The sequence below is a fragment of the Pradoshia sp. Z4_20 genome (assembly GCF_058216035.1).
In genome coordinates, this window is the sequence record NZ_JBZAJD010000007.1 from 128504 (window position 1) to 151119 (window position 22616).

19 protein-coding genes and 1 riboswitch are annotated in these 22616 nt (G+C 37.7%); of the genes, 6 read left to right on the forward strand and 13 right to left on the reverse strand.

Annotated elements, in window-relative coordinates; genetic code table 11:
- Positions 1-189: 189 nt before the first annotated feature.
- On the reverse strand, positions 190-753 hold the full coding sequence (locus AC4BHP_RS15090; RefSeq protein WP_490553144.1) for a TetR/AcrR family transcriptional regulator: 564 nt from the start codon (positions 751-753) through the stop codon (positions 190-192).
- A 151-nt stretch (positions 754-904) separates the two neighbouring features.
- Here AC4BHP_RS15090 and AC4BHP_RS15095 point away from each other — a divergent pair, with 151 nt between their 5' ends.
- Positions 905-1759: a DegV family protein gene (locus AC4BHP_RS15095; protein ID WP_490553146.1), complete on the forward strand. Its 855-nt coding sequence runs from the start codon at positions 905-907 to the stop codon at positions 1757-1759.
- A 409-nt stretch (positions 1760-2168) separates the two neighbouring features.
- Here the strand turns inward: AC4BHP_RS15095 and AC4BHP_RS15100 are convergent, their stop codons facing one another.
- Both AC4BHP_RS15100 and AC4BHP_RS15105 read right to left on the reverse strand, forming a co-directional pair.
- Positions 2169-3830, reverse strand: coding sequence for a M4 family metallopeptidase (locus AC4BHP_RS15100; protein ID WP_490553148.1), 1662 nt, complete (start codon positions 3828-3830; stop codon positions 2169-2171).
- 285 nt (positions 3831-4115) lie between these two features.
- On the reverse strand, positions 4116-5093 hold the full coding sequence (locus tag AC4BHP_RS15105; protein ID WP_490553202.1) for a tRNA dihydrouridine synthase: 978 nt from the start codon (positions 5091-5093) through the stop codon (positions 4116-4118).
- A 455-nt stretch (positions 5094-5548) separates the two neighbouring features.
- Here AC4BHP_RS15105 and AC4BHP_RS15110 point away from each other — a divergent pair, with 455 nt between their 5' ends.
- Positions 5549-6562 carry an HD domain-containing protein gene (locus tag AC4BHP_RS15110; protein WP_490553150.1) on the forward strand — a complete coding sequence of 338 codons (1014 nt, stop codon included), beginning with the start codon at positions 5549-5551 and terminating at the stop codon, positions 6560-6562.
- 116 nt (positions 6563-6678) lie between these two features.
- Here the strand turns inward: AC4BHP_RS15110 and AC4BHP_RS15115 are convergent, their stop codons facing one another.
- From AC4BHP_RS15115 to bsh, 6 genes are all read right to left on the reverse strand, one after another.
- Entirely contained in the window at positions 6679-7695 is a 1017-nt protein-coding gene (locus AC4BHP_RS15115) for an oxidoreductase (protein ID WP_066108362.1), read from the reverse strand.
- Positions 7696-7925: 230 nt separating this feature from the next.
- Positions 7926-8837 (reverse strand): PTS system mannose/fructose/sorbose family transporter subunit IID, encoded by a 912-nt coding sequence (locus tag AC4BHP_RS15120; RefSeq protein WP_066108365.1) that lies wholly within the window; start codon positions 8835-8837, stop codon positions 7926-7928.
- A gap of 18 nt (positions 8838-8855) precedes the next feature.
- Entirely contained in the window at positions 8856-9662 is an 807-nt protein-coding gene (locus AC4BHP_RS15125) for a PTS mannose/fructose/sorbose transporter subunit IIC (RefSeq protein WP_066108368.1), read from the reverse strand.
- Positions 9663-9699: 37 nt separating this feature from the next.
- Positions 9700-10668, reverse strand: coding sequence for a mannose/fructose/sorbose PTS transporter subunit IIA (locus AC4BHP_RS15130; RefSeq protein WP_066108371.1), 969 nt, complete (start codon positions 10666-10668; stop codon positions 9700-9702).
- A 434-nt stretch (positions 10669-11102) separates the two neighbouring features.
- The gene (locus AC4BHP_RS15135; protein WP_066108374.1) at positions 11103-11474 is read right to left on the reverse strand and encodes a DUF956 family protein; all 372 of its coding nucleotides are present in this window, start codon (positions 11472-11474) and stop codon (positions 11103-11105) included.
- A 392-nt stretch (positions 11475-11866) separates the two neighbouring features.
- Positions 11867-12865: a choloylglycine hydrolase gene (gene bsh / locus AC4BHP_RS15140; RefSeq protein WP_217491085.1), complete on the reverse strand. Its 999-nt coding sequence runs from the start codon at positions 12863-12865 to the stop codon at positions 11867-11869.
- A gap of 300 nt (positions 12866-13165) precedes the next feature.
- On the opposite strand from bsh, the gene AC4BHP_RS15145 reads away from it, so the two are divergent.
- Genes AC4BHP_RS15145 through AC4BHP_RS15155 form a run of 3 tightly spaced genes read left to right on the forward strand, consistent with a single transcriptional unit; the run spans position 13166 to position 15330 of the window.
- A complete protein-coding gene (locus tag AC4BHP_RS15145) occupies positions 13166-13837 on the forward strand; it encodes a response regulator transcription factor (RefSeq protein ID WP_490553155.1) in 672 nt (223 codons plus the stop codon).
- On the forward strand, positions 13834-14907 hold the full coding sequence (locus tag AC4BHP_RS15150) for a HAMP domain-containing sensor histidine kinase (RefSeq protein ID WP_490553159.1): 1074 nt from the start codon (positions 13834-13836) through the stop codon (positions 14905-14907). The genes AC4BHP_RS15145 and AC4BHP_RS15150 overlap by 4 nt, the downstream gene beginning before the upstream one ends.
- Before the next feature lie 54 nt (positions 14908-14961).
- A complete protein-coding gene (locus AC4BHP_RS15155) occupies positions 14962-15330 on the forward strand; it encodes a hypothetical protein (RefSeq protein ID WP_490553162.1) in 369 nt (122 codons plus the stop codon).
- Positions 15331-15833: 503 nt separating this feature from the next.
- Here AC4BHP_RS15155 and ade read toward each other — a convergent pair.
- Positions 15834-17543, reverse strand: a complete 1710-nt coding sequence (gene ade / locus AC4BHP_RS15160) for an adenine deaminase (RefSeq protein ID WP_490553163.1) — start codon at positions 17541-17543, stop codon at positions 15834-15836.
- 84 nt (positions 17544-17627) lie between these two features.
- Positions 17628-17732, reverse strand: a riboswitch (purine riboswitch).
- A gap of 466 nt (positions 17733-18198) precedes the next feature.
- Here ade and AC4BHP_RS15165 point away from each other — a divergent pair.
- On the forward strand, positions 18199-18693 hold the full coding sequence (locus tag AC4BHP_RS15165) for a DinB family protein (RefSeq protein WP_139892746.1): 495 nt from the start codon (positions 18199-18201) through the stop codon (positions 18691-18693).
- 286 nt (positions 18694-18979) lie between these two features.
- On the opposite strand, the gene AC4BHP_RS15170 is transcribed toward AC4BHP_RS15165, so the two are convergent.
- The 3 genes from AC4BHP_RS15170 to AC4BHP_RS15180 are packed head-to-tail and all read right to left on the reverse strand — an operon-like array spanning position 18980 to position 22615.
- A complete protein-coding gene (locus AC4BHP_RS15170) occupies positions 18980-19939 on the reverse strand; it encodes an ABC transporter permease (protein WP_139892747.1) in 960 nt (319 codons plus the stop codon).
- Complete coding sequence (locus tag AC4BHP_RS15175; RefSeq protein WP_139892748.1) at positions 19939-21090, reverse strand: ABC transporter permease; 1152 nt, start codon at positions 21088-21090, stop codon at positions 19939-19941. The genes AC4BHP_RS15170 and AC4BHP_RS15175 overlap by 1 nt, the downstream gene beginning before the upstream one ends.
- The gene (locus AC4BHP_RS15180; RefSeq protein ID WP_066108391.1) at positions 21083-22615 is read right to left on the reverse strand and encodes an ABC transporter ATP-binding protein; all 1533 of its coding nucleotides are present in this window, start codon (positions 22613-22615) and stop codon (positions 21083-21085) included. Before AC4BHP_RS15180 ends, AC4BHP_RS15175 begins: the two co-directional genes overlap by 8 nt.
- Position 22616: the final 1 nt, after the last annotated feature.

A 22616-nucleotide genomic window follows, 5' to 3' on the forward strand; every position in this document is an offset into this window, starting at 1 on the left:
TCGTCATCTTATTTACCTTTTATTTACTCAAACGAGTAGAGCGCTGAAAACTAATATTATTGCTACTTATTTATAAAATACAACTATCAAAAAAACCCTAACTCTTAAATGAGAAGGGCTGTTCATTTCAATAATAATCTGTATAAAGAAAGTAATCTCTAACGGTCACCTAAAAACTGATTGATTTACTTATTTTCCATAAATAATTTTCTCCAGACCGTAGTGACTCATATTTTCAATCAGATTGGCAATCTCTGAGGGAGACTCCTTGTAATCATTTTGAATCCATTCATTCAGGATACCTATTGTCCCAGCAGTTATGAACGTTGATAAATACCCAACCTGTTCCTGCGGTACATTTTTCCCGTATCGATTCCACTTCTCTATACATTTCATATGGGCAATATCTAACACATCATCAAGAAAGTCTTTCCCATTCTTCAAAGAAAAGAGAATTCTGCTCAGTTCCTTATTTCTTAGAATTACCTCTAGAATTTCACTTGTAAATCCCGAAATCGTGTAGTCGTCCTTTGAAATAGAGATCGCTGCCTTCAGTTCAGCTACGTACTGACTCTTTAGCTTCTCCATCAAATCATATACATCCTCATAGTACCGATAAAAGGTAGCCCGATTGATTTCAGACTGTGTACATAGCTCGGTTACGGTAATTTTATTGATAGGCTTCTTTTCTAACAATTCGATAAATGTGTCTTTAATTACTTTTTTGGTATATCTTATTCTGCGATCTTCCATCCATTCTGACTCCTATTCTTAAACAAATCGTCCCATTCTGTTTAATAACTTTCAATCTGATTAAAATTGATGATTGATGCTTCCGGGGCATCATTATACAATGATAACAAATTTTATACAACACAGTGTTTAATAACTAACGGAGGTTTTCATGAAGAATATATCAATTATTACCGATGGAAGTTGCGATATCCCTATAGAGGTAATCGAAAAATATGGAATAAAATTAATCCCTCTTCATTTTCAGTTTGAGGATCAAGTAGAGTACGGTTCCGAACGTAAGATGGAACTTGGGGAGTTTTATAAAAGATTAGCAAACGGCGAGGTTGCCAAGACAAGTGCCAGCTCTCCTTCCGCCGCAATTCAAGTATTAAAAGAAGAATTGGAAAAAGGGAACGATATTATTTGTGCAACTCTTTCCAGTGCATTAAGCTGCACGTTTAATAATATTAGATTAGCAAGTCTGGAATTACTAGATTCATATCCGGATAGCCGCATCACCGTAATCGATTCCTTAACTGGTTCGATGGCTATGGGAATGTTAGTGGTCAAAGCTTGCATGATGAGAGATGAGAAGTATTCCTACGATCAAATTGTCGAATACCTGGAAGAAAACAAACAATCCTTTCACGTGGAATTTTACGTGAATGACTTACAATATCTAGCCAGAGGCGGCAGACTTAATCCGGCTATTGCGAAGATTGGAGGACTAATCGGAATCAAGCCAATCCTTTCTGTTACAGATAATGGAGTCATTGAATCTGTCTGCAAAGCTCGCAAAACATCCGGTGCAACCAAGCAAATCAAAGAAAGATTCCTAGCTTCAAATGTTGAGAGAGAAATGATTTGTATTTTACACTCTAATAATCTTGATCATGCATTATCTTTAAAAGCTGATCTTGAATTAGAACAATCCTTCGCGCAAATATTCATCACCGAAATCGGTCCATCCATTGGCAGCCATACAGGCCCAGGTTGTTTAGGACTTGCTTATATAAAACAATAAATGAGAATAGAAGGGATATCTCCGATTGGGCGACAGGAGATTATCACCTAACTAAACTCAATGAGCCAATTAGAGTATCAAACATTGATATTATTGCCTCAATAAGAGACAAAAAGAGATTGGGACAAAAGGTCTCCAGCATCTATAAAAGCCGAACTATTATATAATGCAGTGTTAACATCAATTATTAATAATAGTTCGGCTTTTTCTATTTAGATTAATAAAAATCAAATACATCATTCGGTTTTAGACATAGTAAATTTAGTTATGTCCCAGCCTCTTTTTAATGTAGAAATTTCCTACTCTGGATCGCTAATAGTTTATATATGCACATAAAAAATCCCTTAAACTCATCGTCTAAGGGAGCAAATAAATATAAACTAACCTTCCTTCAAGTCATCTGGATGAATTAATAGATTCCCACCGCATCAAAACCAGATTGTACGGCCGCCTCTTCCTCGCTGCCTTCACCATACAAATCAATAGCAGACTGCACAATTGCGTTCCGAGCATCGCTAAAATTGGAATTAGAGGTTAAATAAACCGTCAAAGCTCGATAGTAGATTTCCCCCAATTTCTCTCTTCCAAGTTCTTGACCAATCAGGTATGCAGCATGGTTTGTAATAGAGGAATTAACATGTACACCACCGCCATCTACGGAAGTCGGCATATGATAGAACTCATCCATATGGTCTGGATAGACACCACCATTTGTACTATATTCTCTTCTTTGCTCGCTGCTGACAATTACACTGTTAGGATTACTTAAACTGCGCAATACCGTCACCCCTTCAGCTTTAGCAGCTGGTGCCATAATATCCTCTCCCATTTCCCAGTCACCATCATCAACTAGTACACCAAACACGTCAGCAAAAGACTCGTTTAGTGCTCCTGATTGATTCCGGTAAACCAGATTAGCTGAGTGAGAAATTACACCATGGGTCATTTCATGAGCAGCCACATCAAGACCTGCTGCCAGAGAAATCATAAACTCTCCATCTCCATCACCGTAGGTCATCCAACGTCCGTTCCAGGAAGCATTATTATAATTGGTGCCATAGTGGACTTTAGATATAATCGCCATTCCCTCTCCATCTAGAGAATTACGGCCATGCTCGTTTAGAAAATACTCGTATACTTTTTCGGAATTATAGTGCGCATCGACAGCTGCACGATCGTAATCTTTGATAAATGAAGCTGAATTCCCTACATATAGCGTATCATTACTGGAAGTGTTATCGTTTTTGGCATCGTACGTTTCAATTCCACCAAGGTTAGCATGAGCATAATCCGCTAAAGAAAACTTAGTACCAGAATTTGCTTCCTTTACACGGGTAATGTGTAATTCCCTGCGTTCTCCATGTACACCGATTCCTGTACCCTTTTGCGTTTTTCTTTCAGCGGCATGCATGAGAGCGTTATACTGATCAATTATCTCACCCGTTTGCGCATCTACAAAAACAAACCAGTTTCCAGGTTCCACACCCATAAAGTTAACATTTACTTTATAGGCTGTATGGTTTTCTTCTTTAAAAGGATAGACAACCAGTTCAGCAGTAGGTTCATATGTGAGCTCTTCAGGGGCTTTAACAGAGGATAAGGCTGCTTTTACTGCGCTATCAACACTTAAGGAAACAGCTGTATTCACTTTTGATTCACTAAGTGTCTGATTCATCCTGCCATTAACGGATTCAACCTCATTATCCTTATTAAAATGAACGATAATGTCTGAACCTTCAACATTTACTCCATTTACCGTCTGATTAAAACGAATATGGGTCATGCCCAGTTCATCCTTTTGTACATCTTTCACCTTCAAGTTTTTCTCCGGATTACTGATTCCAGTCTTCCCTTGCCTATTTTTCAAATAATCCAAAGCATTGGAAGAGGTACTAGAAGAGTATTTTTCAGCAAACCGCTCCTTCACGAATAAAGGAACGCTAGCCCTCTCATTCCACTCCTTACTAACTGCTTTCGAATTAACTGGCTGCGCAAAGACACTTCCAGCCGGAATCGAGCCTACTAATATAGCGGATGTTAGAAGCACTGGTACTATCAATTTTTTCTTCAATATATTCCCTCCACTAAACTCTATTTTATTCATTATATAGCGGATGGAGAATAATATCATGAATAATTTGAATTATTAAAATATTTAAATCGATAGATAGTTAATCCTACAATACTAGAAACAGCAATAGATTATTTCAAAGGAAAAACCCTTAGACATGCGGAAATCGCGCAGTTCTAAGGGTTTATATAGGAATAGGCTTAATTCATAAATTGAACGTACATACAGACTTGAAATCCGTTCTACTATAGAGAAGTAGAAACAATTTTCTCATACGAATGCTTCTTACTTTTCGTCCATCCCATTAAGCTCTTCAAATTTATCGATCAATGCACGCGCCTCATCTGAGGACTTCGTATTCATCAACTCATTTCTTAATTCACCAGCCCCATGGAATCCACGGACATAGATTTTAAAGAAACGATGAAGATGTGTATACTTGCGAGCTACTACTTCTAAATATTTATCATGGAGATCTAAATGCAGCCTCAAGAGATCCAGCAATTCCTTACTGCTATGTTCCTTTGGTTCAAGCTCAAAGGCAAATGGATTTTTGAAAATACCACGCCCAATCATAATTCCATCTACACCGTATTGTTCAGCCAGTTTCAATCCCATTTCACGGTCAAGGATATCTCCATTGATCGTTAAAAGTGTATCGGGTGCAACCTGATCACGAAGTTTCTTAATCTCTGGAATAAGCTCCCAATGAGCATCTACTTTACTCATTTCATCTCTTGTACGCAAATGAATAGAAAGATTAGCAATGTCTTGCTTCAATATATGTGTCAGCCAATCACGCCATTCGTCTATATCCGCGAAACCAAGCCGTGTCTTCACACTTACCGGCAATCCCCCTGCTTTTGCCGCTTGTATTAAATCGGCTGCAACTTCGGGACGGCAGATCAGACCACTTCCCTTCCCATTGTCAGCTACATTGGGTACGGGACATCCCATATTGATATCTATACCTTTAAACCCTAACTCCGCCATACCAATACTCATTTTCCGGAAGTTTTCAGGCCTGTCCCCCCAAATATGGGCTACCAACGGTTGTTCATCCTCTGTATAGGCTAAACGTCCACGTACACTCTCTTTTCCCTGAGGGTGACAATAGCTTTCTGAATTTGTAAACTCTGTAAAAAACACATCAGGTCTCCCAGCTTCACTCACGACATGGCGAAAAACAACATCCGTCACATCTTCCATTGGTGCCAGTACAAAAAAAGGTCGTGGTAGATCACGCCAAAAATTTTCTTTCATATCCAAATTCCAATCCTCTCATTAAATGGGATTTCATATATAACACAATCCCAAAACTAAACAGAAATAATCTTCTTTTACACTTATAGCATGCTTGGGCACTTTTTATCAAACTATAGAAATTTTGAACATATTATTCCTTATTATGAACAAAAAGTACAAAGAAAACCAGGAAAATTAGGTCCAATATGGTCACTGGTAAAGTACATTATCCATGTTCATATTTATTACTTACTTATTCCTCATTTATTTTACTAAGATATTGAATTGCCAATCTGAATAATTCCCAGTAAGGAAACCAATATATTAAATGGAATGAAAAAGAGCAAGAAATAAATAAACGATATTTCACTTGATTGTCTTCCTCATCAGTCTCAGCCTATAGATGTTATAATTATTTTTATATAATATATCACTAACTATAAAGAGGAAAAGAAATGAAGGAGGGAAACCCAATGACGGAAAAAAGGATAGATTCATCTAAGCATCAAAAGATGCCTGAAGTCGAAAAGGCACTATATACGCCAAATACGTGGTTCGGAAATGCCATCCTGCATCGAGCAATTCTCTTTGCAACGAAAGCACATCAAGGACAGACTCGTAAAGGAACCGATATTCCGTATATTTCTCATCCATTCGAGGTTGCCCAGATTCTAACCTCTGCCGGCTGTAATACTGCGCTGATTATTGCAGGCCTGCTACATGACGTTCTGGAAGATACAGACGAGACTTCTGATGCAATTGAAAACGAGTTTGGGCCTTTAGTTTTATCCCTTATTCAGTCAAACAGCGAGGACAAGTCACGCAGCTGGGAAGAGCGAAAGCAGCATACCATCGACTACATGACAGAGTCAGCTAGCTTTGAAGAGCTCTTACTTGCCTGCGCGGACAAACTATCCAATCTCCGCAGTATTAAAGCAGACTATATTGAATGCGGAGACGAACTCTGGACCAGGTTCAACCGTGGAAAAGAGCAGCAGAGCTGGTATTACAGTAGGCTAATTGATGCATTTGCACCCCTGCATGAATATGATATGTATTGGGAAATTTCCAATCTGTATACGGATATTTTCGTAACCTATTATCGTGAATTTAACGAAGGTGCAGAAATTATTTATCAGACCAATGGTCAGGAGACTTACTTCTACCATGAGGACAATTGCCAATGGATACCCATTATGCTCGATGAGTGGGAAAAAATTCAACCGACACTGACTGCCATTTCGAAAAGAGAAGCTCTTGAGATGGAAAATAGACTTCGTGAAGACTATCCGTCTCCGATGTGCTTGTTACGTCATCAACGCGATCCGAATATGATAGTCTTATACGCCAAAAAGCTACTGCGTGAAGGTCATAGTCCTAGACTATTCGCTGATCTGTGGAATAATATGGGCGGCGGAATTCCAGCCCATACTTTGCGCGCAATAGAATGTGCATTTCTGGCTCTCTACGAGCAAAAAGATCAATAAGATATGTGAGGCTGGTTAGCATCACATACAACTGTGTTTTCCTAAAAAAGTGGACAGCCCTCAATACCATGCATAGTGTGCCGTATTGGGGGCTGTCTCTATCATTTAATTTTATTTTATTTTAAATTCTTAATGCCAGTTTCTAATATTTCCATTTGCAGCAGTGTCTGTTCATCTGTAATAGTTTTATCTTTACCATTCATAATGGCTTCATATAAATCATCATACACTAACCCATAATCACCATTGATGGATTTCACTTTTTCTTCATGGATGGTACCTTCTTCATCAACATATGTCAGTACACCATAATGTTCTAGCGTATCTACTCCAAAATCCTTGTTATCCGGCATGTAAAATAATTTTAGGTGTTCTTCCTGGCGGTCCTTCGTTGCTTTCACAAAGCATCCCTTTTTACCGTAAACTACAAAGCTAGGCCTTTCTTTAATTCTAAAATAACTGGATTTTACAGTAACCTTCAATTCAGCATAATATAGATCTAAATCAAAATAATCATTCATTTTGCCTTGCCCCAATAATTGCCTAACATCATAGTGGATGTGATCCGGCTTGCCGAAATAGCTGATAACCTGATCCAATGTATGGCATGCATGTCCATATAAAAATGACATAGCAGGATCGAAAGTAGTAGTGGATTCTGGTACTTCGGGGCGGAAATAGTCAAAATGCATTTCTACTTCCAGCAGTTCTCCTAGCTTCCCTTCTTCGATAACCTTTTGAACAGTTAAAAAATCACTATCAAAGCGTCTGTTTTGGTAAGCTTGAACAATTAGTCCCTTCTCACGCGCGATTGCAAATATTTCTTTTGCCTGCTCGGAGGTTTCCATAAAAGGCTTCTCAACTAAACAATGTTTATTATGTTCTAATACCAATTTGGCGTATTCATAATGACTGTCATGTTTTGTACAAACTACAATGAGTTGTATATCTTTATCATTTAACAGTTGATCTAAGTCAGATGTATAAGTGACCCCTGGAATCCGATCCCAGCTTTCATGTTTAGGATTCCTTTGATAAATTGTCTTTACCTTTATATTCTTTCTTTGCAGGACGAACGGTAAATGGTATCTGTTCGTGCTTTTCCCATTTCCAATATAGCCAATTGTAAGCATGGCAGCCTCCTAAAATATAAATTTATACTTAATATCTTCTATTAAGCAATAGTTTAATTCAAAATGGTTTCCATTGATATGTATATAGTAGTAATGATCAAGTTTCTGGCGGTATATAAAGAGCACCCCCTGAAAATGATTCGCTCAATTTCAGGAGGTGCTTCCCTATTTGTTTAACAGTCTTATAATCTATCTTTGTATAAGTCTGAACAAGCTTTATAAATTTATTTTTACATGATGCCTAATACATGGAAGACAACACCAACGACGAACAATCCAAGGATCATTACGATTGGTGATACTTTCTTCCTAAGCAGCCACATACAAAGAAGTGTTAATAGCAATCCAGATAAGCCTGGGATTAAACTATCTAAATTTTGTTGTAGAGTTGTTACTTTAACATCACTTAATGATAGACCAGCAGCTTGTTGTTCCAACGCTGTTTTAATTCCCTCTGCTCCTGCAGGTAACTTATCCCAATCAATATAGGCACCTTCATCAAGCTGAACGGAAGATACAGTTGGCGTAAACTTAACAGAAACCCAACGGTTAACTAATGCACCAAGGATAAACATCCCGAGTATCGATGCACCTTTAGTAATATCTCGAAGTAACCCGCCAGATAAGTCATCTGTAATTTTAGATCCTGCTTTGTAACCAAATTCCTGTGTATACCAAGTGAATCCCATACGAATAAGATTCCATAAAACGAAGTAAAGAATCGGTCCAAGTATATTACCAGTCATGGCAAGAGAAGCTGCTAACGCACCAAGGATTGGCTTAACCGTGAACCAGAAAACTGGATCTCCGATACCCGCTAAAGGTCCCATCATACCAACTTTAACACCTTGAATAGCTACGTCATCAACCGGTGCACCATTTGCACGTTCTTCCTCAAGCGCTAAAGTTACCCCGAGTATAGGTGAAGCTACATATGGATGAGTGTTAAAGAACTCTAAGTGACGTTTTAGTGCAGCAGAGCGGTCTTCTTTTGTTTTATATAATCTTTTAATAGCTGGAATCATTGCATACGCCCAACCACCGTTTTGCATTCGTTCATAGTTCCAAGAACCTTGAATGAAGGTTGAACGCCACCAAACAGAAATACGATCTTTTTTCGATAATCTCAATTCTTTTTCCACTTTCTGTCCTCCTCCTTCTTAGTAATTATCAATAATAGCGCCTATTGGATCACCTGTATTACCATTTCCGCCATTACCTGAACCGCCTTGTTTAGAAAGAGCTAAATAGATGAGTGCTAGAGCCACACCGATAGCACCTAAACCAATAAGTGTAATTTCTGTAACAGTTGCTAATACGAATCCAATTGCAAAGAATGGCCATACTTCTTTTGTAGCCATCATATTAATAACCATTGCATAACCAACAGCTACAACCATTCCACCACCGATAGCTAATCCATTTGTCAGCCACATTGGCATAGATTCAAGCAAGCTACGAACCGGACCTGCACCAATGGCTAAAATTAATCCAGCTGGGATTGCAATACGTAATCCTTGCATACAGATTGCAGCAATGTGCCAAAATTCTACTACTCTGATATTTCCTTCTGCAGCTGCAGCATCCATAAAGTGAACAAATGCAGTCGCAATCGTACGACAGATAATTGTTAATAAAAGGCCAGCAACTGCAAGCGGAACAGCAATCGCGATTGCAGAAGATACTCCATCTTGACCTTGTCCACTTAAAACTAAAATAATAGCAGATGCAACTGATGCTAACGCAGCATCCGGTGCTACGGCTGCTCCAATATTTGCCCATCCTAAAGCAATCATTTGAAGCGTACCGCCTAAGATAAGACAAGGTACAAGTTCTCCTGTAACTAAGCCGATTAACGTACATGCAATAATTGGCTGATGGAAATGGAATTCATCCAAAATTCCTTCTACACCGGCTAAGAATGCTACGAAAAGGACTAATATTATTTGAATAATAGTCAAATCCATAATGATTTATCCTCCCTTTTTTTCGTGATAATCATGATTATTTTTGTTTGTTTAACTCTTCTTGAGCCTTCTTGATAATCTCGTCCATGTTGCCTTTTGAATCGTTCGGAACTTTACGTACATCAAATTTCAAACCACGCTCTTTTAAACTAGCAAAAGCCTCAATATCCTCTTGATTGAATGCCAATACCTTATTCGGTTGAACTTTACCAGGTGAGTGTGCCATAGAACCAACATTGATTGTCTCTAATGGAACGCCACCTTCAACCGCCCTAAGTGCATCCTGCGGGTTTTCGAAAAGAAGCAATGCGCGCTGACCGCCAAAGTGTTGATCATCTTTTGCAAGTTCAATCATTTTATGTACAGGAACAACATGTGCCCTTACACCTGGTGGAGCAGCTTGTTGGATTAATTTCTTACGAAGATCGTCCTTAGCTACTGTATCAGATACAACAATGATACGAGTAGGATTTGTTGCTTTAGTCCAACCAGTCGCTACTTGTCCGTGAAGCAAACGAGAGTCGATGCGAGCTAACACGTACTCAAATTTACCAGGCGCACCTGCAGTTGACGGTTTATCAGCAGGTTTAACCTCTGTAACGGGTTCTAACTCTTCTGGTTTAACTTTAACTCCTTCTTTAGCAGTGCCCAAAATATGAGCGGCAATTTCATGTGCTTTGTTCATTGAAAAACGAGATGCAAAAGCTTCAATCAACATTGGCAAGTTCATACCAGCAACGATTGCCCATTTGTCTTGGTGATCTTCAAGCAAGCTATTGGCTTGGTTGAAAGGAGTACCACCCCAAAGATCGACTAAGAATAAGACTTCATCTTGGTTATCGAAAGAGGCAATTGCTTCTTTCATTTTTGCCTTTACATCATCAGGTCCTTCGCTCGGCATCAATGTAACAGCTTTTACATTTTCTTGTACTCCGAAGATCATTTCTCCAGATTGCAAGAGACCATTCGCAAATTCACCATGACTAGCAATGATAATCCCTACCATCTTTTTACCTCCTATTATTATTGTTACAAGCAAACTAATACGGTAAAACACGTCTATTTCTATATTTCTATAGATGTGTTTTCCAACCATCTGAAAACGACTATATTCGACAAAAAAAGACATAAAAAAAAGTGATTAAATGAAGTTATAGGTACAAAGACTCCCCTTTTTCTCTTCATCAATCAATACTTTTTACTTACATCTAATCGAAGTAGTATCGCGTAAAAAATAAAGGAGATGGTTATTTAGACTAGCTTTTCGAAAATTTCAATAAACTTTCTTAGTGATTATAGCACGCTATATAATCCGCTTTCAAGCAGGATTAAAATTTTCTATGTCCAAAGCCTCTTTGCCAAGGACATTTACATACCGTGCAATTTTTGTTTTTTTCGACAAAAAAAAGACAAGTACTAACTTATCTTTTTTTAAAACTATTACTTTTTAAATATACTACTCATACCGCGTTTGACCACATCAAAGAAACTTAATGATTGCACCATATGAGCGGGATCAACATGTTCACGAATGACTCGCAAAACTTTTTTTGAATCCTTCGAGGAGAATGTAAATGTCCCATTTCGTTTAGTTTGAATAGCATAACGCGGAATCCATTTCCCTTTAAACATGATAGAAGCAATCACATAATCAACTTCCTCCCAAGGAATTTGAATAAATTTACGAGCATCACGTTCATTAAAGAATTCAAATCCTTTGTCACCAATCATAATTTTTCCGTATTCAGGAAGCCCGTTATGTGAGGTCGCATCAATAACTAACTCGACTTTTGTATTGATTGATTGAACCATTTGATATACTACTCCATTTCTCTCTTTTAATATTCATTATTATACGCATTTTCTCACTTTAAGTGAATAGAGTTAATAAACATAGAAAAACCAGCATCATAGATAAAACTAAACAAGTAGAAACTTGCCAGTGGATATTACTACTAACTGAGCTTATCTAGAATAATGAAAGATATTAATCAACTTAATGAGGATCCTTTCAATCCTAAAGACAATAACTGCTCAACTCCTTCACTCACTTGCCGAGAAAATGCCTGCATTTCCGGAGTCTATACATATTGATAAATCCAATACTGGAAAAATCAAAAGGCAGCGTCCCATTAGCTAAGGACGGAGTGCCTTTTAATATAAGTTACGAAATATTTTTCGCTTATGTAAACTCTTAGGTAAACCTAATTCTGATAATTGAAATCCTGGTTTGTGAGGTATTTAAAGATTTTAAGATTTGTCCCCTCTAATTGTTCCTTATGCATATCTATCGCATTGATACGATTATTTTCATACGTTTTATAGTAATAAACACCTTTTTCTTGATCCATACAAGAAGAATAGGTTGTACCATCCTCTAACCCATCATCTGTAAGGACCCCTCCTTTAACCATTTTTACATAATCCAGCATATGAAAAAATTGTGTAATAGAATGTATATCTCCTTCAATTTTAGGCATATGTGTACGAATATAAGCTATCCTTACAAATCTGGAAACGGAAGCAAAGTCTCCGGGTATCCCTAATGTTCCAGCTCCAATGCCTAGTGCTTTTAATGTTTGCTTGCCCCATTTTGTTTCTTTTGGTGAAATTGGTGTCAGATGTAAATACTCATTCAAGTTAGTTAAATGCCAATCAAAGGTAGGATTGTTGGTCAAAACTCCTATCAGATTGTCATGTACAGTCAATCGGTCTTTTGTCTTTTCTACCACAATAGCCTTTCCTGTCTTATCTGTAATCATCCAGTGAAGCATTGAAACAGGTGTATTTTCATTGATTGGGCAATCCACAAGTTCTAAATGCTCAATTCCACGTTTAACTTCTTCTACTGTTTCGTGATTTGATAAAACCCATTGTATAAAGTCGTAGGGTGCAATATTATTTTTCCCTTCAATCGGTTCTTTCTCAAAGTACGCGTACCCTTCAAAATTTAATCCTGCGCAGGCTAGGCCAACTTCGTTCATAGCATCCGCCAGAAGAGGATGGTTATCAATTACCGTCCCCATTCCAATGATAGCGCGTTTATTGGTTACCATATTACCTGAGACTCTATCTTGATATTGATAATTTCTTGGGATAATCATAACTGCTTGATTGAAGTAATAGGCTAAGTCCATATTCCTTCCAAAAAACCACTTACCCTCTTGAGATTGAATACTTAATCCTGTACAAATATCGGTCACCTCATTTTTATATTACAAAAGATCAGATATGCAAAAATAACCATCTATCATCCACTATATTTTTCTGCATTTTTTAATTTTTATACAAGCTATGTTCACATCGTAATCATTATTGAATCAGTTTTGTTTAAAGACTCTAGATTAGGCTCTCATTAGTATCAGTCAACAATAGACCAATTTCTTCTTCTGATGGTTCTTATAGCATATCTTTTATTTATCTATTAGACGTTTTAATAATACGTTAACATTTCGTAAACAATCACATGCTATAATGTCAAAAATACAACGAGGAGAATACATATGTTTCAAATATTAGTAGTAGAAGATAATGAAAATTTAAATCAGACAGTCTGTACTTATTTGAACCTAAACGGCTATCAAGCTAAAGGTGTTCAAAATGTCAATGATGCCTATGATGCGATGACTGACCATATATTTGATTTAATTATTTCTGACATAATGATGCCGGGGATTGATGGATTTGAATTTGCTAAGTCTGTTAGGGAATTGAACAATGATATCCCTATGTTATTTATGACAGCAAAGGAAGATCTCGAATCAAAAAGAAAAGGATTCCATGCCGGTGTGGATGATTACATGGTTAAACCTGTAGATTTGGATGAATTACTCCTTCGACTGGAAGCATTGCTCCGCAGGGCAAAAATTGCATCCAATAAAAAAATCGATATTGGCCAGCTGAGGCTTGATATCGAAGAGCATACAGCTTATTTGAACGAGGAAGAAATCAATCTGACAGTAAGAGAATTCAAGTTATTGTATAAGCTGTTGTCATACCCAAAGAAAACATTTACAAGAACTCAATTGATGGATGAGTTCTGGGATGCCGAATCCCAGTCCGGACCACGTGTAGTGGATGTTTATATTACAAAATTGAGAGATAAGTTTTCTGCGTGCAAGGATTTTGAAATTGTCACCGTGCATGGATTAGGATATAAAACGGTGCTCAAATGAAAATTACAACAGATGAACGAAATAGGAAAAAGTTTTTATTTAATTTTGGGAGATTCCTAATATTTTTTATACTGATGGCATTTGTAGTTACCTGCAATCTGGTACTGTTTTTACATTGGGTTGATTTGACGACGGAAGAAATGAAAGCTGCTGTTCCCATTACCTTCTTAAACGTTATCATTCTCACATTTATTTTCAGTATGATTGATGAAATTCGCCGTACCTTGATGGTAAGAAAACCAATAGCACGGATTCAGGCAGGTCTGGATGAAATAATGTCCGGCAATTTCAAGACACAGATTCCCTATATTAGAAATGAAAAAAGTAGCAATGAATTCGATGCAATTATCAAAGGGATTAATGAGCTGGCTGTAGAGTTGTCTGGAGTAGAAACTCTCCGAACAGATTTCATTTCAAATGTCTCTCATGAAATTAAGACTCCCCTTGCGGCTATCCAAAATTATGGAACACTGCTTCAGGGACATTCCCTTTCAGAAAAACAGAAGGTAGAATATGCAAAGGCCATTACCGAGCAGACAAGAAGATTATCTGGTCTGATTACAAATATATTGAAATTAAATCGCCTGGAAAATCAACAAATCTTTCCTGAGAGAAAATACTATAATTTAACAGAACAGATTCGCGAATGTTTACTTCTATATGAACAGTCATGGGCAAGTAAGAACATTAATATTGAAACCGATCTAGAGGAAGATATTTTCATACACGAAGATGCCGAACTGTTAAGTCTAGTATGGAACAATCTGTTTTCAAATGCGATAAAGTTTACAGATAATGGCGGAGCTGTTGATGTTAAGGTGAAAAAAGAAGGACTTACCGCATTTGTAGAAGTCAGCGACAGCGGTTGTGGCATTAGCCCGGAAACAGGGAAGCATATTTTCGAAAAATTTTATCAGGGGGATACTTCCCATGCTGTGCAGGGAAACGGTTTGGGACTAGCTTTGGTAAAGAAAGTGATTGATATAGTTGGTGGCGATATTCATGTACAAAGTACATTAGGAGAAGGAAGTACGTTTACTGTCTACTTAAGGGAGAGCGTCATCAAATAAAATTATAGAAATATTGTCTTATGCGTAAATATAAATCAGAAATGGAGGACAATGATGGAAAATAGTAAATTTGAGTATATATATTCTGCAAAAAGGCAGGCAGAAATAGAAGCTATTAAAAAGAGATATATGAAAAAGGAAGATGATCCATTCGAACAGTTACGAAATTTGGATAAAAGTGCAGAAAGACCAGGAACAATCTTGGCCATTATGTCAGGCCTTATAGGAACATTATTGTTTGGAATAGGTATGAGCTGCTGTCTAGTATGGGGTGAACAGCTTTTAATACCAGGAATAATCATAGGTTTTTTAGGACTTGTGCTAATAAGCGTTGCCTATCCCATATATGTGAAAATAACAAAAAGAAAACGAGAGAAACTAGCACCAAAGATACTGTCTTTAAGCGAGGAATTATTAAAATAGATTTCATAAGGGAAGTAGAACATCCTATAAACGGTAATCGTTTATAGGATTCTTTTATGTATAGATAATATTTTTTCATTTTAACATTTAGTAAACATTTCTTTTGCAATTCACAAACATCAAATAGGTAAGATAAAACTATCAAATGAAGTATACAAAGGAGATATTACAAGATGGAAAACAAAAAGACTTTTATTACATTATTGATTGATGCTGCAGAAGGGTATGTGCTTACACTAGGTTTGTCGAATCCACCTTATAAAGTTATCCAATAATCACTGCATTCTCAAATATAAAAAGGTAGCGCCCTTATTACGCAGGGATACTGCCTCATTTCAATAAGCTTTGCGACACTTTTTCACTGAATTAGTTATACATACAGGTGCTCCATCCAATGGATATTTTTAAACAAATTTACTGGGGAGGATTCATACGCACTAGCACAAACAAAGAAGGGCCTCTCAAAAATCATTGATGACTTTAGAGAGGCCCCTCTGATTAATTTATACACTTACATCTACAAACGTAAATGTATCAACATCAAACAATCCTTGATTCGTAAGCTTTAACGAAGGAATAACTGGCAAGGCCAAAAAGGATAATGTTAGTAAAGGTGAGAATTCATCCGTAATTCCAAGTGATGACAGTGCAATCAGCAACTGGCTGTATTGCTTATTTAATTCTTCAGGTGAGATAGTTGTCATTAATCCTGCCACAGGCAATGATAATGAAGCGATTGTCTCTCCATTGCAAGCAATTGAAATACCTCCGCCAATTTTCTCAAGCTCCCTGATTGCGACATCCATATCTTCATCATTCTTTCCGATGCAGATAATATTATGCGAATCATGAGCAATCGTTGTAGCAATAGCTCCTTTTTGCAGACGGAAGCCCTTTACAATACCGACTCCTACACTTCCTGTACCTTTATGTCTTTCGACTACAGCCATTTTCACGAAATCCTCTTCTTCACTTGGCACAAACAGGCCATTGACAACCGGTACCTTGTATTGCGCTTTTTTCGTCACAATCGAATTAGGAATAATTTCAATTACCCTCGCTATATCAGTAGTCAATGACAGACGCAAAAGCTCTTTTGAGTAGCTTCCCAATATAACGGTATTTTCAAAAGACGCTTCTTTCTCTTGTTCGTTATCTTCTTCGTAACGGATTCCGTTTACCCAAACAGAATGTATATCAAAGCCTTCAATGGCATTCAATAAAATAAAATCAGCATCATAGCCAGGCGCAATTGCCCCTTTTCCTTTTAGATTATAGCATTGAGATGCATTAAGAGATGCCATTCTCATAATAGAATATACATCGATTCCAGCCTTTAAGCATTCACGTACATGATAATCAATGCTTCCCTCTTCCAATAGATCATCTATATGCTTATCATCTGTACAAAACATTAAACGATGTGAAAGCTCTTTACTATAGCCGGCTAACAAATCATGAAGATTGCGGGCAGCAGAGCCTTCGCGAAGCATCACATACATACCTCGTCTGACGCGTTCAATCATTTCCTCTGGTTTTACGCATTCGTGATCCGTTGTAATACCCGCTGTCAAATAGGCATTAATATCTTTTCCGCTTAAACCGGCACCATGTCCGTCAATCGGAACATTGTTGATCATTGCCCCTGACAGCTTTGCCATTATATCTTCCTGACCAGATAATACTGCAGGGAAATCCATCACTTCCGCCAAGCCAAGCACAAGCTTATGATTATAAAACGGCGCAAGATCCTCAGCCGTCAGAGTCCCTCCATTGTCCTCAAAGGAAGTTGCCGGGACACAGGACGGCAGTTGATAGCGATAATTCAATAGACAGTTTTCACTGTCCTGCAACATCCATTCTATTCCTTTTAATCCTTGGACATTAGCTATTTCATGAGGATCTGTGATAATAGTTGTAATCCCTCGCGGTAAAACAGCTTTTTGAAATTGAGAAGGAGAAAGCATACTAGATTCGATGTGGACGTGTGAATCAATTAAACCCGGAACCATTGTATATGGAGTGCCATCGATTTCCTTTTTACCATTATAGTGGCCGATACCTACGAACTTACCATTATGAATGGCAACATCTGCACGCTCCATTTCATCCGTAAACACATTTACTAATTGAACATTTTTAATAACTAACTCAGGTAAACTGATATTTCTTGCCGCTAGTATTTGGGATTTGATTTGTTTTTGGGTTTTCATCTTATTCCTCCTCATTTTTTGCTCGGCGGGAAAAATAAGAAAGTAGAAGGATGTATAAATAAAATATAGCAGTTTACTATACATTCTGTACGTATCTATTCCCGTAGACGAACTAATTAAAGTGGTTAGTTTGTAGAAACTCTTGGACCATATTTCCAAGATTATACGAGTTTATTTTTATAATTTAGTTGTTTTTATTTCGTAAACCTTTTTTGCATTCTAACAACGCATGCAGTGATAGTCAATGAAAATATTTTTACTAAATTTATTTTTGTGAAAAGAAGCATTTACCTTATTATTTTAATCTTAAACTTCCTGGTATGGGATCAATAGCTTTTATCACCAGGAATAATCGTAGGTTTATGAGGAATTTGTTAAGCATAGCCTACCTATCCCATATATAAGAACTTTATTTGTTATGTGGAAGGAATACATGCTGGATGCGCCGAATAAAGTCAGAGTATTATAGTTTGGTTGTATTCTCAATATAAATGTATAGAGCATTTTATTGAGAATATATTCGTCCTTATATAGCCAACAGTCCAAAATGATGGTTATTTTATGCGTATGAGTGGCTTTTTGTTAAATAGATTATAGGATTATTATTGTCAGATTTTTACTTTAAATTATCCCAAACAGAGAGGAGATTGGTTGTATGCAAGTTGTAACTAAAGTGTTTTTAGAACAACTCGACATGCACTGCCATGAGAATGAATGGTTTGCTTCCATGAATCAGGCACTTCATGGAGTCACTGCAGCTGAGGCGGCATGGAGAAGTTCGGAAAACAGCAATTCGATTTGGCAAATTGTCAATCACTTGATATTTTGGAATGAAGATGTAATCCACCGAATTAAGGGAACTGAGAATCCGCATAAGCCAGAAAACAATGAAGAAACCTTTGGAAATCCAGGGGATCCAGAAGACGAAATCAGATGGGCCCAGACAGTGCAGCGCCTTAATGAAGTCATGAGTAAATTAAAAACGGTCATTGCGGCGGACCTTGAGGATGAAAAGCTAAAAACTTTGTATGCAGCTAACAGGTACTCTATTGAGCGTTTACTCAGCAATATCATGATGCACGATTCGTATCATATCGGCCAAATTGTTCTATTGCGAAAGTTGCAATCCTCTTGGGATAGCATTTGGTAGGTAACCTGACAATCAGATAAGACAATTCACATTAAATCCAGCTTTGTAAATTCATTGTAAGAAACCTAAAAAGGCAGCGCCCCAATGAGGGCTGCTGCCTTTTTCATTATAAGCTTTGCTACACTATCCACATGTGGACTGTATGTCCACACTCTAGGTATATTTCCACCTTATGTCGACGCACGATAAGAGTGTGCATTATCTTAGACCGTAATTTATCGATACTCACACGTTGCGTCAACCAAATTTAACATGTTAGCCCATGGAAACTGCTTAGTAAATTTATTTATCTCTTTCCTTTGTCATAAATCTCACCTAACGCTTTCGGAGCACGGTTTGATTTAGAAAAGAAGATTAATAACAATAATGTTAATACATACGGCAATATCATAAATAAATCAGTATAACTGCTTGGCAATGCCATTGATTGAGCAATAAAAGCTCCACCAGATTTCGCAAAACCAAACAAAAGACACGCAGCTAGCGTCGGGACAATCTTCCAATTACCGAAAATTAATGCGGCAATGGCTAAGAACCCATATCCCATATAAATGCTGGAAGAAAAGTTAGCTGAAATGGAATAGGCAAAACACATGCCGCCCAGACCAGATAATAGACCTGATATTAAGACTGCTGTAAACCTGAGTTTCGCAACATCTACACCTGCTGCATCAACGGAATGAGGATTTTCCCCACACGCTCTTAAGCGCATGCCGAACTTTGTTTTATATAAAAGATACCAAGCAAAAATGGCAATCGCGATGATAATTACTTCAAACGGATACACATTCGTAAAGATTGCACCTATTACTGGTATATCGGCTAAACCAGCAATAGTAAACCGCTCCATGACACCTAACTGGAACTTGTCCGAAGCAGTTCCGAAGACAAGCGCATTGATCTGTGTCGTTAAGAATGTTGTTAAAGCCAACGCCAGTATATTAATGACGACACCACTGATAACTTGGTTTGCCTTAAACTTAATGCATAGTACAGCGTGAATAACTGCGAAAACCATTCCGCCGATCATGGCAAATAGTAACGCTACGTAAAACAAATCTTGAATATCTGTACCAAAGGCATTTGCGATTAATACAGCTGACAGCGCCCCGATGAATGCCCCAAAACCTTGAAATCCTTCAAGTGCTAAGTTGGTAATACCACTCTTTTCACTGTATATACCGCCAATTGCTATAATAAAAAGAGGCAAAGCAAAGGATAGACCATCAATAAGTACTGTATCCATTATGATTTACTCTCCTTTCGTTCCGCTGCTTTTTCATTCATGCGGCTAATTTTATACTTCAGATATACACCACATGCACTAAACAATAGGATCAACCCGATGATCACAGAAGAAATTTCTTGTCTGATTCCTGCCTGTGAACTCATATATGTGCTTCCCTGATCAATGATTGATATGAGTGAGGAAGAAAAAATAACACCAATTGGATGAGAGTTTCCTAATAGGGCTACAGCAATGGAATCAAAGCCGATGTCTGATAATACCTTTGGTTGTATAGAAGCGTAATAACCTAAATAATATGTGACACCTGCAAGTCCAGCCAAACTACCCGATATAACCATTGCCAGGACTGTATTTCTTCCCACATTAATTCCCGCATATTTTGCAGCATTACGATTGGAGCCTACCGCTTTAATATCAAATCCAACAACCGTTTTGTCCATGAGAATCTTTATTAGAATAGCGGTAATGATGGCCAAAACAAAGCCTAACGGAATATCCATTTTCAGATTTCCTATTTCAACATTCGCCAATGTTAATCTTGCTGCTTCAGAAATATATTTAGATTGCCTTGAGACTGGATCAATATAATACATTTGAATAAAAAAGCTGATAACATATTGAGCAATATAATTCAACATAATCGTAGATACGACTTCATTGATGTTAAATTTATATTTGAGCCACCCAACTAATCCTCCCATTAGTCCCCCGGTGACTATACCAATCAGCAAAACAAGCGGCTTTGCGATCACCGCATCCAAGCCACTGTAGCCGACAATAATCGTCGCAAAAAAACCAGAGACGAGCATTTGACCGGCAACCCCAATATTAAATAGACCCGCTCTAAATGCGACAGCAACTGCCAAGCTTGCAAATAAAAGCGGCGTCATCGCATTCAGCAAACTCATGAAATCAGTCAGCATGCTTTTATAGCCAGCATAAAATGGCTTCGGTAAAATTCCTGCCCCTTGAAATAAGTTGTAAAACGCCTGCAAAGGATTTTTACCCATTAAAAGTATGACAATAGCTGCCGCAATAAAACTCATGATTATGGCGACTAGTGGAATGGAGATCGATTGCCACTTCTCATTATTTATCAGCCGAATAAGACTACTACGTAACTTATTACTTTTTCTATCTTTACTCATGCTTTGCCCCCATCATATATTCACCGACTTCATTGGTCGTTAATGACTCTCTGCTAGCAATCTTTTGAAGTTGGCCATTATAGATAACTCCTATCGTATCTGCTACATTCATAATTTCATCTAGCTCCAATGATATAAGGAGAATCGCTTTTCCACGATCACGTTCCTGAATGATCATCTTATGGATATTTTCGATTGCGCCAATATCTACTCCCCGTGTTGGTTGAACAAAAATCATAAGAGGTGATTGCAATTCGATTTCTCGGGCAATAATGGCTTTTTGCTGATTACCACCGCTCATCGAACGAACTTGCGTTTTGACGCCTTGTCCGCTTCTAATATCATATTTATCAATCAACTCACTGCCAGATCGCTCGAATTCCTCTTTATTTAGCATCCACTTACTAGAAAAAGGCTCCTTATAGTACTGCTTTAATGCTAGATTAGTAGCTAAATCGAAATCCAAAAACAGTCCAAAGCTTTGTCTATCTTCAGGTATATACGATATACCAGCTTCTGTTCTGCTTCTTATCGTTTCATTCGTAATATCCTTGCCATTAAGATGTATATTTCCGCTGCTGACCTTTGTTAGTCCAGCTATTGCATCCGCTATTTCAACCTGTCCATTATCTGCAACTCCTGCAATGGCAAAGATTTCACCGCTGCGAATGGTAAAGGAAACATCTTTCACTACTTCAAACCCATCTTCATTCTTAACGGTTAGGTTTTCTACCTTCAATACTTCGTCTTTAAATTGAGCTGGCTCTTTCTCTGCTTCAAAGTTTACCTCTCGCCCTACCATTAATTGGGCCATATGATTAACGGAGGTTGTCTTTACATCCAAAACATCAATTAATCTGCCTTTATTCAATACGGCGCATCGATCGGCGACCTTCTTAATTTCTTCCAGCTTATGTGTAATTAATATGATCGTTTTCCCACCGTCTCGCAGTCCTTTGATTATATCCAGCAAGAATTCAATTTCCTGCGGTGTTAAGACTGCAGTCGGTTCATCAAAAATAAGGATGTCTGCTTCCCGATAAAGCACCTTTAAAATTTCCACACGCTGTTGCATGGAAACATTTAAATCAGCTATTTTTTTCGTAGGATCCACTTCTAATCCAAAGCTCTTGGATAGCTCTTCAATTTTTCGATTGGCATTTCGAATATCCACATATGGAAAGAGACCTGCAAATTTTCTGATTGGCTCGATTCCCAAAATAATATTCTCTGTAATCGTATAATCTGATACCAGTTTAAAATGCTGATGGACCATCCCTATATTGAGCTTCGCCGCATGGTTAGGTGAGCTGATATTCACTTTCTCACCCCGGATATAGATTTCGCCTTCATCCGGTTCATACATGCCACCCAGCATACTCATCAACGTTGATTTACCAGCACCATTTTCTCCAAGTAAAGCAAAGATTTCTCCCTTTTTTATGCCAATGGATACATCATCATTCGCTACTATTCCAGGAAATCGTTTGGTTATATGTTTCATCTCTACAATATAATCAGACATC

Coding starts and splice junctions, on each gene's coding strand:
- AC4BHP_RS15155 (WP_490553162.1), top strand. CDS start 14,962: ATGGAAAATAGTAAATTTGAGTATATATATTCTGCAAAAAGGCAGGCA.
- ade (WP_490553163.1), bottom strand. CDS start 17,543: ATGAAAACCCAAAAACAAATCAAATCCCAAATACTAGCGGCAAGAAAT.
- AC4BHP_RS15110 (WP_490553150.1), top strand. CDS start 5,549: ATGACGGAAAAAAGGATAGATTCATCTAAGCATCAAAAGATGCCTGAA.
- AC4BHP_RS15135 (WP_066108374.1), bottom strand. CDS start 11,474: ATGGTTCAATCAATCAATACAAAAGTCGAGTTAGTTATTGATGCGACC.
- AC4BHP_RS15170 (WP_139892747.1), bottom strand. CDS start 19,939: ATGGATACAGTACTTATTGATGGTCTATCCTTTGCTTTGCCTCTTTTT.
- AC4BHP_RS15180 (WP_066108391.1), bottom strand. CDS start 22,615: ATGTCTGATTATATTGTAGAGATGAAACATATAACCAAACGATTTCCT.
- AC4BHP_RS15125 (WP_066108368.1), bottom strand. CDS start 9,662: ATGGATTTGACTATTATTCAAATAATATTAGTCCTTTTCGTAGCATTC.
- AC4BHP_RS15130 (WP_066108371.1), bottom strand. CDS start 10,668: ATGGTAGGGATTATCATTGCTAGTCATGGTGAATTTGCGAATGGTCTC.
- AC4BHP_RS15115 (WP_066108362.1), bottom strand. CDS start 7,695: ATGCTTACAATTGGCTATATTGGAAATGGGAAAAGCACGAACAGATAC.
- AC4BHP_RS15165 (WP_139892746.1), top strand. CDS start 18,199: ATGCAAGTTGTAACTAAAGTGTTTTTAGAACAACTCGACATGCACTGC.
- AC4BHP_RS15175 (WP_139892748.1), bottom strand. CDS start 21,090: ATGAGTAAAGATAGAAAAAGTAATAAGTTACGTAGTAGTCTTATTCGG.
- AC4BHP_RS15145 (WP_490553155.1), top strand. CDS start 13,166: ATGTTTCAAATATTAGTAGTAGAAGATAATGAAAATTTAAATCAGACA.
- AC4BHP_RS15090 (WP_490553144.1), bottom strand. CDS start 753: ATGGAAGATCGCAGAATAAGATATACCAAAAAAGTAATTAAAGACACA.
- AC4BHP_RS15105 (WP_490553202.1), bottom strand. CDS start 5,093: ATGAAAGAAAATTTTTGGCGTGATCTACCACGACCTTTTTTTGTACTG.
- AC4BHP_RS15095 (WP_490553146.1), top strand. CDS start 905: ATGAAGAATATATCAATTATTACCGATGGAAGTTGCGATATCCCTATA.
- AC4BHP_RS15150 (WP_490553159.1), top strand. CDS start 13,834: ATGAAAATTACAACAGATGAACGAAATAGGAAAAAGTTTTTATTTAAT.